This window comes from Sedimenticola hydrogenitrophicus (genome assembly GCF_025175675.1).
In the GTDB taxonomy this organism is placed as follows: Bacteria; Pseudomonadota; Gammaproteobacteria; order Chromatiales; family Chromatiaceae; genus Sedimenticola; species Sedimenticola hydrogenitrophicus.
The window spans coordinates 65,255-81,343 of record NZ_JANIOA010000007.1; the positions used below are offsets into that span (position 1 = coordinate 65,255).

The window sequence follows — 16,089 nt, forward strand, 5'->3', positions numbered from 1 at the left end:
ATTGGTCCGTAATGCCCCACCCCTCTAGCACCACCAAACCGCCGGAGAGGGTTGCGGTAAATTAATTCCCGTTCATATGCGGCTAAAAATAAATCCTTGCCGAGAGATGCTGAGGTTAAGCCTCGTCAAATTTAGAATTACTGAAACGGAGTGATGGCTAGGAATCAAATCCGAGCCGAACACCGAAGAAGACCATGACCGTTCCGGTCAGGCTGTCGAAGGTGCGCCCGACCCGCGGACGCGAGAGCCAGTTGAAGGCCCGCCGCACCATCAGCACCAGGATCAGCTGCCAGATATTGGCAATGACAAAATGCAGCCCGGCCAGGAACAGGGATTTGACCAGGGCCGGATCGGTCGGCTGGATGAACTGGGGCAGGAACGCCATGTAGAAGACGACTGTCTTGGGGTTCAGTACATTGGAGAGAAATCCCTCGCGCAGCGAGGTCCAGGCGGACACCCGGCGGTGCCGGATCCGCCCCTCCTCCAGCTTCAGACCGCTCACCCCGCGATAAGCGGCGTAGAGGCTCCTGCCGCCGAGCCAGACCAGATAGCAGGCGCCGGCCAGCTTGAGCAGCGAAAACGCCCAGGCCGACTGCATGAGGATGAGCGAGATCCCCCCGGCGGAGACCGCCGCATGCACGAACAGGCCGAGACAGATGGCGAAACTGGTCAAAACCCCGTCCCGGAAGCCGCCACGTACGGTATTTCTGATCACCAGCAGGGTATCCACGCCGGGCGATACCGTAAGCAGGGTGATGGCCAGCAGGTAGGCCCAGAGATAGCTGTCGAAAAACATACAATATATTATTAATTCAAACAGTTATGTGAAATAAAACCGACTGATATTCTAGCATGAACAGTTGCATCTGATACAAACCTATTCCTGATTAGCAATGAACGTCAGCTACGCGAATCGGAGCGGAGCATCCGCGCCCGCCATTCCCGCGAAGACGGGAAGTGGGCTCGATCCACTGCCCCGGATTCCGCCCATTCGGGGCCGTGCCTCTGTCCGGTTCCATGGTATGGGCTCCATCCAGGCTACAAACTATCCATAGGGCGGGCCGTCGGCGTCCACTGGGCGCCCTATGACCAAGTGCCGTAGCCCGGATGGAGCCGTGGCCACCCAAACAGCAAGGGTGGTATGCGCCTGCGACGGCGGAATCCGGGAAGCGGGCACCTCGGGTTGCGGTTCCCGCTTCTGCGGGAATGACGGAACTTGGCCGACCTTTCTTTCTAATTAGGAACCTATTTCGATCAGAATCACCGGAACAGGCGCCCCACCAGCAGCGGCAGCACCGTCTCCACCCGATAGATCCGCTCGCCCAGGTCCAGCGGCAGGCAGCCGGCCGCAAGCAGCTTCTCCACCTCGTAGGGGATGAACCCCCCTTCGGGTCCGATGCAGATCACCAGCGGCTGCGGCGGCGGTAGCAGCAGCTCGCCGGCGGTGGCGGTATAGGGATGGGCCACCAGGCCCTGGTGGCCTAGCAGCAGTGCGGGCAGTTCATCCTCGACGAAAGGCTTGAAGCGTCGCCTGATAACGATCCGTGGCAGGCGGGTATCCTTCGCCTGCTCCAGCCCCTCCAGCAGGCTCTGGTGTATCTCCCCGTCCCTCAGCAGGGGGCTCTGCCAGTAGCTCTTCTCCACCCGGAAGCTGTGGATCAGGTAAAGCCGTTTGATGCCGAGTTCCGCCACCATGCGCAGGCAGCGGCGCAGCATCTTGGGTCGCGGCAGGGCCAGGACCAGGGTCAGCGGCAGCGCCTCGGGAGGCGGTTCGGTCAGCGTCAGCCGCAGGGTCGCCTGCTGTCGATCCAGGACCAGGATCTCGGCCTGCCCCATGTTGCCGTCGAGCAGCCCCACCTTGAGGGTGTCGCCCGGGTGGGCACGGTGCACCTCGATGACATGCCGCAGCCGGTGATCGCGGATCACCGCGATGTCGGTCTCCGTCAGGTCCTCCGGTTTGAGCAGCAGCAGGTTCATCGGGGGACATCGGGGTCGGAGTCAGGCCGTTCACCGGCTTAACTCCCAGGGCAGCTTCAGGGTGTCGGCGATCGAGGTGGCCTGAGGGTTGAGACGCACCCCGAAGGCGCGCGCCATGTTCTCCCCGGTCAGCACCGACCCGGGACTCCCCTCGGCCAGGGTTTCGCCCCCCACCAGCAACATCAGGCGGTCGCAATAGTGGGCCGCCAGGCGCAGGTCATGCAATACCACCACCACCGCCCCGCCCTTGCGGCAATAACATTGCAACAGCGACATCACCTCGATCTGGTGGGCCAGGTCCAGGGCGGCGACCGGCTCGTCCGCCAGCAGCACTTGGGGCTCTGCCACCAGGGCGCGGGCCAGCAGTACCCGGGAACGCTCGCCCCCGGAGAGGGTGTTGAACTGACGTTCCCGGAAGTGGCTCAGGTCGGTCTCGACCATCACCTGGTCGATCAGGGTCGCGTCCCCCGCTCCGGGCCGCTGCCAGTCGGAGAGATGGGGCAGGCGTCCCAGGGCGACCAGCCGCTCCACGCTCATGGGCCAGTGGGCGGTGCCGTTCTGGGCCAGGTAGGAGAGCCGCTTGGCGCGCTCCCGGGGCGGCAGCTGCAGATAGTCCGACTCCTCCCAGCGCAAGCTTCCCGAGCGGGGTTCCAGCAGGCCGGCCAAGACCCGCAGCAGCGTGGTCTTGCCGGCGCCGTTGGGACCGATCAGTCCCAGCATCTCCCCCGCCTGCAGATTGAAGTCGACCCCCTTGAGGATAGAGGCCCCGCCCAGGGCAACGGTCAGATGGGTACCGTGCAGCCTGTTCATAGCTGGTAGCGCCGGCTCTTGAGGATAAGATAGAGGAAGAACGGCGCCCCCACCAGGGACGTCAGCACGCCCACCTTGATGTCGGTACCGGCCGGAAACAGCCGGGTGGCGATATCCGCTGCCAGCAGCAGCGCGGCACCGCCCAGGGCGCTGCCGAGCAGCAGTCGCGAGGGCTGGTAACCGACCAGCGGCCGCAGCAGATGGGGCACCACCAGGCCGACAAAACCGATGGAACCGGTAATCGAGACCGCCGAGCCCACCGACAGCGCCACCGCCAGAAAGATGCGCCAGCGCAGCCCGATCAGCGAGATGCCCATGGTGCTCGCCGTCTCCTCCCCCAGGGTCAGCGCATCCAGGGCGCGCCCGGTACCCAGCAGCATCAGCCAGCCCAGCAGGACCCCGGGCAGCAGGACCCAGAAATCGTGCATGCTGTGATTGGCGATGGAACCCATCATCCAGAGCACGATCTCGCGCACCGCATAAGGACTGGGCGCCAGATTCAACAGCAGCGAGATCATCGCCAGGGCCAGGGCATTGATGGCCACGCCCGCCAGGATCAGGGTTAGGGAACCGGCCTCGCGACCGGCCATCAGGTAGACCAGGAAGGTGGCCAGCAGCGCACCGGCCATGCCACCCATCGGCACCGCCAGCGGCAACAGGGTACCGAAACCGAAATAGAGCATCCCCACCGCCCCCAGCGCGGCGCCGCTGGCACTGCCGATCAGCCCCGGACTGGCCAGCGGATTGCGCAACAACCCCTGCATGGCGGCACCGGCCAGCCCCAGGGTGGCCCCGGTAAACAGCGCGATCAATGCCCGCGGCAGGCGGATCTCGCTGAAGATCAGACCGATCACGGTGGGCGTATCCAGCAGGCTCTCGCGCGCCGCCTGCCACACCGGCAAGGGATTGGAACCGATAAACAGGGAGACGACAAACAGCAGACAGACCAGACTCCCCAGGATCGCCGCCAGGGTCCCCTGATGCAGTTTCAGCAGAGGGGTCATCGAGGCAGGCTCCGGTGCAGTATCTCCACGGCGTCGGCAATCATCGGTCCACCGCAGATCCAGTACTTGTACCCCACCTCGACCGGCGCCCGGCCCCGGGTCAGCCGCCGCAGCACGGGATGTTCCAGCTGGTCTTGTCCCCGGGAACGGGTGCCGGGGGCATAGGAGGAGGTGAACAGCTGTTCCGGCCGCGCCAGTACCAGCCGCTCCAGATCGATCGTGCCATAACCGACCACCCCCTCCGAGGCGGCGATATTCTCCCAGCCGGCCAGCTCCAGAGCGCTGTGCTGCAGGGTGTCGATGCCCCCGGTATAGCCGTTGGGCTGATAGAACGCCGCCCTGGGAGGTACGGCAGGTCGATGCTGCCTGACCCGTTCCAGTCGCCGGTCCATGCCAGTGACCAGCGCCTCCCCCTCTGTTTCCCTGCCGATCAGTCGGGCCATCAGTCGGATGTTGTCACGTATATCGCCAATATTGGATGAGAGCGGAAACTGCTCCACCCGGTAACCGAGTTTCTTCAACAGCGCGATCAGCGACCGGTCGGTATAGGCCCCGGCAACGATCAGGTCCGGCTTCAGGGCCAGGATCTCCTCCGCCTTGCCGTGGTTGATCGGGTAGCTCCCGGCCTGCCGCGCCATGTAAGAGCTGTTGGGTTCCAGCGCCAGGTGGCTGACCGAGGCGATCTGCTCGGGTTCGCCCAGCATCAACAGCAACTGGTCGGTGCAGAGATTGACGGAGACGACGCGGCGGGGATGTTCGCTGCCGCCGACCGTCGAGATCATACCGATCAATAACAGACAAGTGAGTAATCCCCGGTGCAATATTGTTTCCTGACTACCCATCCAAATTTGCCGAATTCGTTAAAAGAATACTCTCGCAAAGACGCCAAGATCGCAAAGAAAATGCGCAATAAATCTTGGCGTTCTTGGCATCGTTGCAAGATATATCAACGGGCAGAACCGTAGGGTGGGTTAGCGGCGCACAGGCACGACACTTCCACACCATGACGACGCCCAGGCGCCGCGTAACCCACCGACTCCCCGACCGCCAAACGGTGGATTACGGCGCGCACACGGTGCCATGCAAACGGCCACCTCCTGTGCGGGGCGCGTCCAACCCACCCTACAAAACTGTCCATGGGGACCGAAGAATACCCGGGCTACTTCGGTTGATAGTGAACCGAGACGAACAGTTCACGACCGCCGGTGTTATAGGTACGAACGGTCTCGTAGTCACGATCAAACAGGTTGCGGATCTGGCCGCGCAGGGTCCACTCCGGGCTCAGGTGGCGTGCCACCCGCAAATCCAGGGTGGCAAAACCGGCCGTCCCGAGGGTGTTGGTGGCATTGCTGAAGTTGTGACTGCGGGCCTGCAGCGTGGCACCCACCTCGGTGTTGCCCAATGCCCGGTCGATGTCGAACCGCAACGTGCGTTCGCTGCGGTCGGTCAACAGCTTGCCGGTGGTACGATTGCGCGGATCGAGCAGGGTCAGGTTGGCGCCAAGATGCCAGCCGGCCAGCTCCGTACTCACACCCGCCTCCAGACCGTCGATCCGGGCCTGGTCAACGTTCTGCGGCTGATAGGTGAAGGGGGCGATCTCCACCCAGTCGATCAACCCCTCAATATCGGTGCGGAACAGGTTGACGTTCCATTCGCCCCAGGCCTGCCGGCCGCGCAACGAGAGCTCCAGGCTTTCCGATTCCTCCGGGGTCAAATTGGGATTGCCACTGGATCCCCAGGGATCCTGATAATAGAGATCGTTGAAGGTCGGGGCGCGGAATCCGGTGCCGTAGGAGGCGACTAGCCGGAGGTTTTCCGTCAGCGCCCGCCCCCAGGCGATATTGCCGGTATTGTGGTCACCGAACGACTCATTATCATCGTGGCGCAACCCGATGACAAAGTCGTTCAGGCCGAGCATCGTCTGGTACTGGGCGAACAACGCCCGGTTGTCCCGCTGATTCACGCTGTAACTGCTGGTACCTTCCACCTGGTCGCGCAGAAAATCGAAGCCGAGCGTCAGTATGCTCTCGTCACTCAGCGCAATATCGTTCTGCCAGGAGAGCTGCCGGCGCTTGGTATTGAAGGTCGAATCGAAGCTGCTGTTGGTGAAATTGGTCGTCTCATCCCGGCTCTCGCCCGCGGAGAGGGTGATATCCCAGATCTCGCCGGGCGCGTACTCCAGCCTGCCGCTCACCGCCTGCTGCAGAAAGTCGGTTTCGTATAGATCGGTCGGTCCCCAGGCGCTGTCGTACTCGTTCTCCCCAGCCGCCCGCAGGGCGGTGATGCTCAGTTTCATCTCGTCGGATAAGCGATAACCCAGATGTCCGGAGATGGAGCGATTGTTGTACCCATCCTCATCGGGATTATTGTTTTTCAGCGCGCTGAAACCGTCCGAGCGCAGATCGGCCACCCGCAGGCTGTAATCCACGCGCTCCCGGCCACCGGCGACCCCCAGCGCGAGCCGGCGGGTATTGTGCGAGCCATACTCCGCCTCGGCCGAAATGCCCTCCCCGGCCTTGGCTTTGCGGGTGAAGATCTGAATCACGCCGCCCACCGCATCGGCACCGTACAGCTGGGAGCGGGGTCCTCTGACGATTTCGATCCGCTCAATTTGGGCCAGGGGGATATCCTGAAACGCCGTGGTACCGAGAGTGGCGGAGCCAATGCGCACGCCATCGATCAACACCAGCACGTGTTTGGAGTCGGTGCCCCGCAGACGGATCCCCGTCGCCTTGCCCAATCCCCCGTTGCTGCTCATGGTCACCCCCTGGGTGCCATCCAGCAGTTGGGTGATGTCCTTGGCCTGGCTGTTCTGGATATCTTCCCGGGTAATGACGGTGACCGCCGCCAGGGTCTCATCGATGGTCCGGGCCATACGGTTGGCGGTCACATTGACCCTGTCCAGGGAGGTCGCGGCCTGGCTGGAGTCGACGGGCAGCACCAGGGTCAGGGCGGTGGATAGAACGGCTGTCGGGTAGAACTTGTGCCGAATCATTATCGGGTCTCTCCGTTACTCCGCGGTGGGAGTGCATAGATGACGAATGCGGGACGGAAAGAGATACTTGCGGATGCCGACTGCCCGAATCAGACCGGGCGGCGCGGCGCGACTGCATACAAGTACAGGTGTTTCCGACCTGCCTGAATGCGTCAGCTAACGGAAGACCGCTCTACTGAATACCCCGTTCGGTAGAAATGCGACGCATGAAAGGCAGGTTTCCTGACTTGCAGATCGACACCCGGTGTCGCCTTCCCAATCGTTGGATCAGTGGCTTCATGAGACCGGACTACTTGCTTACAGTTGCGAGGACAGTCAAGGAGTTGCCTGTATCAGGTTCACCTTGTTCCCTTTTAACCCGTGCTGGGCACCTTTCAGAGGCGGCTATTGTAAGCCAAGGGAGGAAATCCACAAGGGAATTTATCCCCTAACGTTGCGCGGGGCGAAAGAGGCTCAAGGTGGTGGACGGGACAGGATGGGCGCGGCGTGGTGGTCCATTCAATTCATGGCGAAGCGGATCGGCACCCGAAACTCCCAGCGATCGCGCCCCAGTTGGGGCGGGATGGGGGCAAAGCGACCGAGATCCCGCACCGCGCGCGAGGCCGCCTGATCGAGAATGGTTTGGAACGAGCTGCTGCCGATTTCGATGCGCGAGATAGTGCCGTCCCTGAGCACGGTAAAGCGTACCAGAACCTCACCCTCGTAGCCCCTCTTCCGTGCCCGCAACGGGTAACGCTTGTGGCGCTCGATCGCCGCGACCAGGGCATCCATGTAGGCGCGTTCGATTTCCCGCAACGCCTCCGCGGATGGCGATGGCGACTTCGAGGTCTCATGCGGTTCCCGCCCGTTAACCGGCGCGGTGCTGGCCAGGCGCGGCGCGGGGGGCTCCACGGCGGGAGGGGGCTGCGGCAGCACGGGCTCCGTGGCCGGCGGTTGGGTACGCGATACCGGGGGTTCCTTGCGCGCTTTCGATACGGGTTCGGGCGGCCTCGCGACAGGTCGCACGGCCCTGTCGGGCGACCGGCTGGCCAGCACCGCCTGGGGTATCTTCACCGGCTCGGGTTCGACCCGGGAGACGTCCGGTGGCGGCGTGGCTCGGGAGACCACTTCCTCGGGCTGCGGCTGCGGCAGGGGTTCAAATGCGGCCGGGGCCGGCCCCGCCGGGGCGGGTTCAGGCCCCGCCGGGGTGGGTTCAGGCGCCGCCGGCTCCCGGTTTTCCGCGCGCACAAGGGCGACCCGCAGACTCTCGCCCGCCGCCGCGTCCGCGCGGTCGTGCGGGGTGAAGCCGCCGAGATAGAAAAAAATTGTTCCGTGGGCCAGCAGTGACAGGAACACGCTAGCTATGCGTATCGACATCGGACTCTTCGATTCAACCGGTTTTCAGATCCGGAACAGCGCCGCCCGCATCAGACCCGGGAGGTAAGTATTCCGATTGTAAGGCGATTGCCGGACATGAACATCCTGGATTGCGTAGGATTTTCGTTTCCCTGCAAGGCGCCCCAGGCGAAGCATAGTCGGACTATGTGATGCCTGGAGCAACACCGCAGGGGGACGAAAAGACCAGCAAGTCGGGATGTTCATTGACAGAAATCGCCTAACAGCTGCAACATCGCCTTCGCCTTGTGGAAGGTCTCCTGGTATTCGGTGTCGAGCTCAGAATCCGCCACCAGGCCGCCACCCGCCCAGAAGCGCATCCTACCATCAATATGCACCAGGGTGCGTATGGCGATATTGCTGTCCATATTGCCGTCGAAACCGATATAGCCGATGGAACCGCAGTAGGCACCCCGGCGGTCCGGCTCCAGCTCCTCGATGATCTCCATCGCCCGTCGCTTCGGTGCACCGGTGATGGAGCCCCCCGGGAAGCAGCCCCGCAACAGATCCAGCGCATCCCGCCCCTCCGCCAGCCGGCTGTTGATGGTGGAGACCAGGTGGTGCACGGTGGCGTAACTCTCCAGGGCGAAGAGTTCGCTCACCTCGACACTCCCCAGGGCGCTGCTCTTGCTCAGGTCATTGCGCAGCAGATCCACGATCATCAGGTTTTCCGCCCGGTCCTTGTCGCTCTGCCGCAGACCTTGCCCCAGCTTCAGGTCCTCTGTCGGATTCACACCCCGCCCCACCGTGCCCTTGATTGGCCGGGTCTCCACGGCACCCGCCCTGAGCTGTAGAAAACGCTCCGGTGATGAACAGAGCAGTTGGGCCGCCGGGGTGTTGAGATAGGCGGAGAAGGGGGCCGGATTCAGCCGTCGCAACTGCCGGTAGGCCAGCCAGGGATCGCCCTGGGTGGTCACCGAGAAGCGCTGCGCCAGATTCACCTGATAGCAGTCCCCGGCCCGAATATAGCGCTGCACCCGGTGGAAGGCATCGGCATACTGCTGTCGGGTCATATTGGACTCGACTGCCCCGGTTACCCGGAAGGGGACCCGTGGCATGGCGGCCGGGAGGGTACTGAAACGCTCCGCCAGGTGTGACCAGCGGGCCGCCGTCCGCGGATCAAAGCCGCCGCCGACCAGGTGACTGCGCCGCGCCTGGTGGTCCACCACCAGGGCCCAGTCATAGAGCCCGATGGCCATCTCCGGCAGCCGATCCTCGTCCCCGGCGATCACCGGCAGCCGCTCCAGGGAGCGTCCCAGGTCATACGAGAAATAACCCAGCGCCCCGCCGGAAAAAGGCAGTGAATCCCGGCTGTCGATTCGGTATTGCCGCAGCAGCGACTGCAACAGACGCAGTGGATCTTCCCGGGAGATGGTCACGGCACCGTCCGCCGAGCTGATCCTCGTCTCTCCGTCCCGGGTAACCAGTGTCAGCATCGGGTCGCCGGCGATCAGGTCATACCGGCCATGGGGCAGGCGTTGACCGCCGCTGTCCAGGAACACCGCCCAGGGCTGCCCGGCAAGCGGCTCAAACAGCCGGCTGGTCTCCTTGATGTAGGGGAGTTCCCGCAACAGTGTTGGCGTCTGGCTCGTCATCGGGGTGGGATCGATATCTGAAAACGGTGTCGTGGATTCGGGCCGGGCAGTATAGCACTTGCCGCTACAGGCGCCGTCCGTGGATCAAACCTAAAAACCCCATTTGAACCGCTAAGTACGCAAAGAACACGAAGGAAAACACTGACTTGTATTCTCCCGTTCATTCACCTGCCGGGTTGGGCTGGAGGAGTGGTGCAGGAGGAGTGGTACAGGGATGTACCGCTTACGGAGCCGAGGATGCAATGCACTGTTTACGGACCTAAGGACGGAAATGAAGGTAACCCATTGCATCGCTTTGCGCACTTTGCGTTCTTCGTGGTTGAATCAAGAAATTCAGGATAAACGGCCGCCCACGGATTGTCCCCTCAGGCATCCAGAATAGAAAAAGGGGGTGTCCTCACGGACACCCCCTTTTTTCAATTGGTCGGGCGGACAGGATTTGAACCTGCGACCACTTGTCCCCCAGACAAGCACGCTACCAGACTGCGCCACCGCCCGAAAACTGAGCGCGCATACTAGGCGGTATGCACCCCATTGTCAATGCCACCCTTAGCCGCTGAGGCTCAGCGCTTGAGTATCTGCAACACCTCTTCCAGCTCGGTCCGCAGTTGCCGGGCGATCTGGTGGCTCTGATCCTGATCGTCCTTGGCGCCCTCGCCGGAGAGCTGCTGCCGCGCCCCGCCGATGGTGAAACCCTGATCATAGAGCAGGCTGCGTATCTGGCGGATCATCAGTACATCATGGCGCTGGTAATAACGGCGGTTGCCCCGTCGCTTGATCGGCTTCAGCTGGGTAAACTCCTGCTCCCAGTATCGGAGCACATGGGGTTTGACGCCGCACAGCTCGCTCACTTCACCAATGGTGAAATAACGCTTGCCCGGTATCGCCGGCAGATCCGCAGTGTTACTGCTTGCTTCCAGCATAAGCTTCAACCCTCGCCTTCAATTTTTGACCCGGGCGGAAAGTGACTACCCTACGTGCGGAGATGGGGATCTCTTCGCCGGTTTTCGGGTTTCTCCCCGGCCGCTCCTTCTTTTCCCGCAGATCAAAGTTTCCGAACCCGGATAACTTGACCTGTCCACCCTCCTCCAGTGAGATGCGCACCTTCTCAAAAAACATTTCAACCATCTCCTTGGCCTCACGTTTGTTCAGGCCAAGCTCATCGAAAAGTTTTTCGGCAATATCCGCCTTGGTCAAAGCCATATGTTCAGTCTCTCAATTGTGCGTTGTAGCGATCCGCCAGCGCAGCGATCACCCGCGCCATCACGCTTTCCACTTTTTCATCGGTAAGAGTGTGGGAACTTTCCTGTAAAATCAAGCCCAAAGCGAGACTTTTTCGTCCTGAGTCTACCTTCTCACCAGTATAGACATCAAAAAGCAGGATTTCTCTCAGAATTTCGGGCACTGTTTCGCGAATCGTCTCGCGGATCGCCTCGAATCCCACCTCACGGTCCACCACCACCGCGATGTCACGCCGGATGGAGGGGTACTTGGAGAGCGGGCTGAACGCAGGCAAGCGCCCCTCCAGGAGTCCGTTGACCCCGATCTCGAACAGATAGACCCCTGAGGTCAAATCCAGTTTCCGCTCCAGCTCCGGGTGCAGCTTGCCGATCCAGCCGACGGCGGCGCCGTCCCGGAAGATCTCCGCACTCTGCCCCGGATGCAGGGCACCGTGTGTGGCCGCCTGGAACCGGAACTCCCCGGGACAGCCGGTCAGCGCGAACAGCGCCTCCAGGTCCGCCTTGACGTCGAAGAAGTCGACCGCCCGCGCCGGGGCGCCCCACCCCTCGGGCTCCGCGTTGCCTGATAGCAGGCCTGCTATCATTAATTCCTGTTTAATTTCATAATCTTGCTTAATAAACCTAAGACCTGACTCGAATATTCTGACACGCGCCTGTTGACGCGACTGATTGTACATCGCCGTCTGCAGCAACCCCGCCCAGAGGGTGGTGCGCATGATCGACATATCCGATGAGATCGGGTTGGCCAGGACCACCGAGTCGTGGCCGAAGTCGATCAGATCGTGCATCTCCTGGCTGATGAAGCTGTAGGTGATCGCCTCCTGGTAATCCCGGTCCACCAGCAGCTGTTTGGCCCGTTGCAGATTGAAGGTCACCTCGGGTTCGGCCCGCATCACCGTGGCCGCGGCACTGCGGCGGGTAGGAATCCGGGTATAACCGTAGATCCGCCCCACCTCTTCGATCAGGTCCTCCTCGATACTGATATCGAAGCGACAGCTGGGCGCCACCACCTTCCAGCCCTGTGCGACCGGCTCGACGCGCATCTCCAGGCGAGTCAGGATGTCGGCAATGGTCTCGTCGCCGATCTCCAACCCCAGCACCCGGGTAACCCGATCGTGGCGCAGCAGGATCTCCGGGCGTGGCTCGATATGGGCCTCCGCGGCGGCCTCCACCACGGGTCCGGGTTCGCCGCCGGTGATGGCCAGCAGCAGCTGGGTGGCGCGCTCGATGGCGCGCCGTTGCAGCTGGGGATCGACCCCGCGCTCGAAGCGGTGCGACGAGTCGGTATGCAGGCCGTAGCTGCGCGCCTTGCCGGTAATGATGGTGGGGCTGAAGAAGGCGCTCTCCAGCAGGATATCCCGGCTCTCCTGCGTCACGCCCGAGTGCTCCCCGCCCATGATCCCGGCGATGGCCACCGGCTTGACCCGGTCGGCAATCACCAGGGTATCACTGCGCAGGGTGATCTCCTGGCCGTCCAGCAGCACCAGCGGCTCGCCCTCCTCCGCCATACGCACATGGATCCCGCCTTCAAGCTTGGCCAGATCGAAGCCGTGCATCGGCTGACCCAGCTCCAGCATTACGTAGTTGGTCACGTCGACCACCGGACTGATCGGGCGCAGGTCACTGCGGCGCAGTCGCTCCCGCAGCCACAGCGGGGTGTGTGCCGCCGGATCGATATTTCGGATCACACGGCACAGATAACGGGGACAGCCCTCGGGGGCTTCCAGGGAGACCGGGAAGCGCTCCTCATTGACCGTCGGCACCGGCTCCATGGCCGGCGGGGTAACCGGAGTGCGGTTGATCACCCCCACCTCCCGGGCGATACCGGCGAGCCCGAGACAGTCCCCCCGGTCCGGGGTCAGATCCACGTCGATCGCCTGGTCATCCAGGGCCAGGTAGGCCCGGAAATCCTCGCCGACCGGGGCGTCCACCGCCAGTGGCAGTATGCCGTCGGAAGCGGTGGCCAGACCCAGCTCCGCCGCGGAACAGATCATGCCCTGCGACTCCACCCCGCGCAGCTTGGCGCGTTTGATCTTGAAATCGCCCGGCAACACCGCACCGATCACCGCCACCGGGACCTTGAGGCCCGCCGCCACATTGGCGGCACCACAGACGATCTGCAACGGCTCGGCCGCCCCCACACTCACCGTACAGAGGCTAAGTTTGTCGGCGTTGGGATGCGGCTCGCGAGTCAGCACCTCTCCCACCAGAACCCCCGCAAACTCGCCGGCGACCGGCGTAACCGAATCCACCTCCAGACCCGCCATGCTGAGCTGATCCGCCAGTTCAGTGGTCGTCACCGCTGGGTTCACCCACTCACGCAACCAGGCTTCACTGAATTTCATAATCTCGTATCCAATCCTGTTAGGGTGCTGCCGATTGATAATCAGGGCGCACCGAAAATCGTGTTATACCTACCGGCCCTGAAACAGTCGGCGGATGATCAGGCAAACTGCCTGAGAAACCTCAAATCGTTCTCAAAAAAGAGCCGTAAGTCATTGACTCCATAGCGCAACATGGTAAGCCGCTCCACCCCCATACCGAAGGCGTAACCGGTATACTTCTCGCTGTCGATACCCACATGGCGGAACACCTCGGGATGCACCATGCCGCAACCCAACACCTCCAGCCAGCCGGTATGACTGCACACCCGGCACCCGGCACCGCCGCACATCACGCACTCGATATCCACCTCGGCCGAGGGCTCGGTAAAGGGGAAGTAGGAGGGGCGGAAGCGGATCTTCAGATCACGCTCGAAGAAGCTCTGCAGGAAGTCATAGAGCACACCCTTCAGATCGGCGAAGGAGACGTCCTCGTCCACCAGCAGACCTTCCACCTGATGGAACATCGGGGTGTGGGTCAGATCCGAGTCACAGCGGTAGACCCGGCCCGGGGCGATGATCTTCAGCGGTGGCCCGGCACTCTCCATGGTGCGGATCTGTACCGGCGAGGTATGGGTGCGCAACAACAGGTGGGCATCGAAATAGAAGGTGTCGTGCATGGCGCGTGCCGGGTGGTGAGCCGGAATATTCAGCGCCTCGAAGTTGTGGTAGTCGTCCTCGATCTCCGGGCCCTCTTCGATGGCGAAGCCGGCACGGGAGAACAGTTCATCGATGCGCTGCAGGGTCCGGGTCACCGGATGCAAGCCACCCTGCCCCTGACCACGGCCGGGCAGCGTCACATCGATCCGTTCCGAACCGAGCCGGGAAGCCAGCTCCTGCTGCTCAAGCGCGCTCTTGCGCTGCTCAATGAGCCCCTGCAGCCGCTGCTTGGCCTTGTTGATGGCCTGCCCGGCCAGCGGCCGCTCCGCGGCCGGGAGTTTCCCCAGCTGCTTGAGTTGCGCCGTCAACAGTCCCTGCTTGCCGAGAAAGCGCACCCGCACCTCATCCAGCACCGCCAGTTTCTCCGCCGCCGCGATCAGGCCGGTCGCCTCATCGACCAGCTTGGAGAGTTCAATATCGGATTCAGAATCCATTAAAAGGGTCCTCATCTGGGATCAGTGCCAGGACTTAACACTGCACACAAAACAAAAGGGGAAAGACCAAAAGGCCTTTCCCCTGTCGTTGTCACACGCATGCGCCGGAATTCCCGGCCGCAATGACAAGCTATCAGCTGGAGAGACTGGCCTTGGCCTGTTCTGCCAGGGCGCTAAACGCCGGCTTGTCAAAAATGGCCAGGTCGGCCAGCAGCTTGCGGTCGATCTCCACGCCCGCCTTCTTCAGCCCATTGATCATGCGGCTGTAGGAGAGCCCATTGGTGCGGGCTCCGGCGTTGATACGGGCAATCCAGAGCGCACGAAACACCCGTTTCTTCTGGCGGCGGTCACGGTAGGCATACTGGCCGGCCTTGATGACCGCCTGTTTGGCTACGCGGTAGACCTTTCTGCGGGCACCATAATAACCTTTGGCCGCTTTAAGCACTTTTTTGTGTCGGGCGTGTGCTTGTACACCACGTTTTACGCGAGGCATCTGTTCAGTCTCCTATCGGGATTAAGCGTACGGAATCATACGACGGGCTACGGCCACGTCGGCTTTGTGCAGCTGTGCGGGACAACGCAGCTGACGCTTACGCTTGGTGCTCTTTTTCGTCAGGATGTGACGACGGTGGGACTGACCACGCTTGATGGTGCCGGTACCGGTTACCTTGAACCGTTTGGCGGCGCCTCGATTTGTCTTGATCTTTGGCATTACCTGCAACTCCGCTATTTAATCCGCGAACCGGGGTCGACATTCCGGACCTTGCGGGCCCGCCATGACAACCAATCTCGCTCCTTGGATCTTGATTTTAAGATATCCAGGGCCAGTCAATAAATAACTACAACGTCTTGCTGGTCTTTTCGTCCGCCTTCGGCGTTACGGCAAGACTTACATAGAACGACTATGCGCGCCTTGCCGTGCCTTGAAGGCAAACGGCCACTTCAATAAAATCTGTGGCCGACGCAATACATAGCAGTTATTTCTTTCCGGGCCCTCACTTTTTGGGACGCAGAACCATCACCATCTGCCGGCCTTCCATCTGTGGCTGCTGCTCGACTTCACCGTACTCAGACAGATCCGCCTCAACACGTTGCAACAACCCCAGACCGAGTTCCCGATGGGCATGTTCACGACCGCGGAACCGCATGGTTACCTTGGTCTTGTCCCCGTCACTCAGGAAACGTATCAGGTTGCGTAGTTTGACCTGATAATCCCCCTCACCAGTCCCTGGCCTGAATTTGATCTCCTTTACCTGCGCCTGCTTCTGTTTCTTCTTCGCGGCGGACTTCTGCTTCTTCGCCTCGAAGACAAACTTGCCGTAATCCATTACACGGCATACCGGTGGCTCCGCATTGGGCTGAATCTCGACCAGATCCTGATTACTCTCGGCCGCGACAGACATCGCCTCCTCGATTGTGACAATGCCGATTTGTTCGCCATCGGCGCCGATCAGGCGGACTTCACGGACATCGATCTCATCGTTCATCCGGTTTCTTTTTGGTGCAGCGATAATTCAGTTCCTCCACAGAACCAAAGCTTAGGGCCTATCAATCAATAACTATCACATCTTGCTGGTCTTTTCGTCCGCCTTCGGCGTTACGGCAAGACTTACATAGA

At 61.8% G+C, this 16,089-nt stretch carries 15 protein-coding genes, 1 tRNA gene and 1 riboswitch; all 16 genes read right to left on the reverse strand.

Going from position 1 to position 16,089, the window contains the following annotated elements; genetic code table 11:
* Positions 1–157: 157 nt before the first annotated feature.
* Positions 158–796 (reverse strand): LysE family translocator, encoded by a 639-nt coding sequence (locus NPX02_RS05840; protein WP_260292509.1) that lies wholly within the window; start codon positions 794–796, stop codon positions 158–160.
* 464 nt (positions 797–1,260) lie between these two features.
* Positions 1,261–1,977, reverse strand: coding sequence for a 16S rRNA (uracil(1498)-N(3))-methyltransferase (locus NPX02_RS05845; RefSeq protein ID WP_260292511.1), 717 nt, complete (start codon positions 1,975–1,977; stop codon positions 1,261–1,263).
* Between the two features lie 30 nt (positions 1,978–2,007).
* Positions 2,008–2,787, reverse strand: coding sequence for an ABC transporter ATP-binding protein (locus NPX02_RS05850; RefSeq protein WP_260292512.1), 780 nt, complete (start codon positions 2,785–2,787; stop codon positions 2,008–2,010).
* A complete protein-coding gene (locus NPX02_RS05855; RefSeq protein ID WP_260292513.1) occupies positions 2,784–3,791 on the reverse strand; it encodes a FecCD family ABC transporter permease in 1,008 nt (335 codons plus the stop codon). The genes NPX02_RS05850 and NPX02_RS05855 overlap by 4 nt, the downstream gene beginning before the upstream one ends.
* Positions 3,788–4,573, reverse strand: a complete 786-nt coding sequence (locus tag NPX02_RS05860; protein WP_260292514.1) for an ABC transporter substrate-binding protein — start codon at positions 4,571–4,573, stop codon at positions 3,788–3,790. Before NPX02_RS05860 ends, NPX02_RS05855 begins: the two co-directional genes overlap by 4 nt.
* Before the next feature lie 377 nt (positions 4,574–4,950).
* Positions 4,951–6,786, reverse strand: coding sequence for a TonB-dependent receptor domain-containing protein (locus NPX02_RS05865; protein ID WP_260292515.1), 1,836 nt, complete (start codon positions 6,784–6,786; stop codon positions 4,951–4,953).
* 195 nt (positions 6,787–6,981) lie between these two features.
* Positions 6,982–7,176, reverse strand: a riboswitch (cobalamin riboswitch).
* A 108-nt stretch (positions 7,177–7,284) separates the two neighbouring features.
* Positions 7,285–8,142, reverse strand: coding sequence for an energy transducer TonB (locus tag NPX02_RS05870; protein WP_260292516.1), 858 nt, complete (start codon positions 8,140–8,142; stop codon positions 7,285–7,287).
* 221 nt (positions 8,143–8,363) lie between these two features.
* Positions 8,364–9,755, reverse strand: a complete 1,392-nt coding sequence (gene pabB, locus NPX02_RS05875) for an aminodeoxychorismate synthase component I (protein ID WP_260292517.1) — start codon at positions 9,753–9,755, stop codon at positions 8,364–8,366.
* Positions 9,756–10,176: 421 nt separating this feature from the next.
* Positions 10,177–10,253: transfer RNA gene (locus NPX02_RS05880), tRNA-Pro, on the reverse strand.
* Between the two features lie 65 nt (positions 10,254–10,318).
* Positions 10,319–10,678: a MerR family transcriptional regulator gene (locus NPX02_RS05885; RefSeq protein ID WP_260292518.1), complete on the reverse strand. Its 360-nt coding sequence runs from the start codon at positions 10,676–10,678 to the stop codon at positions 10,319–10,321.
* Positions 10,659–10,958: an integration host factor subunit alpha gene (gene ihfA, locus NPX02_RS05890; protein WP_260292519.1), complete on the reverse strand. Its 300-nt coding sequence runs from the start codon at positions 10,956–10,958 to the stop codon at positions 10,659–10,661. The genes NPX02_RS05885 and ihfA overlap by 20 nt, the downstream gene beginning before the upstream one ends.
* Before the next feature lie 4 nt (positions 10,959–10,962).
* Positions 10,963–13,380 carry a phenylalanine--tRNA ligase subunit beta gene (gene pheT / locus NPX02_RS05895; RefSeq protein WP_418067318.1) on the reverse strand — a complete coding sequence of 806 codons (2,418 nt, stop codon included), beginning with the start codon at positions 13,378–13,380 and terminating at the stop codon, positions 10,963–10,965.
* Positions 13,381–13,439: 59 nt separating this feature from the next.
* A complete protein-coding gene (gene pheS / locus NPX02_RS05900; RefSeq protein ID WP_260292521.1) occupies positions 13,440–14,471 on the reverse strand; it encodes a phenylalanine--tRNA ligase subunit alpha in 1,032 nt (343 codons plus the stop codon).
* A gap of 133 nt (positions 14,472–14,604) precedes the next feature.
* Positions 14,605–14,964 carry a 50S ribosomal protein L20 gene (gene rplT, locus NPX02_RS05905; RefSeq protein ID WP_260292522.1) on the reverse strand — a complete coding sequence of 120 codons (360 nt, stop codon included), beginning with the start codon at positions 14,962–14,964 and terminating at the stop codon, positions 14,605–14,607.
* A gap of 21 nt (positions 14,965–14,985) precedes the next feature.
* Positions 14,986–15,183: a 50S ribosomal protein L35 gene (gene rpmI, locus NPX02_RS05910; protein WP_260292523.1), complete on the reverse strand. Its 198-nt coding sequence runs from the start codon at positions 15,181–15,183 to the stop codon at positions 14,986–14,988.
* Positions 15,184–15,466: 283 nt separating this feature from the next.
* Positions 15,467–15,958 (reverse strand): translation initiation factor IF-3, encoded by a 492-nt coding sequence (gene infC / locus NPX02_RS05915; protein ID WP_260292524.1) that lies wholly within the window; start codon positions 15,956–15,958, stop codon positions 15,467–15,469.
* Positions 15,959–16,089: the final 131 nt, after the last annotated feature.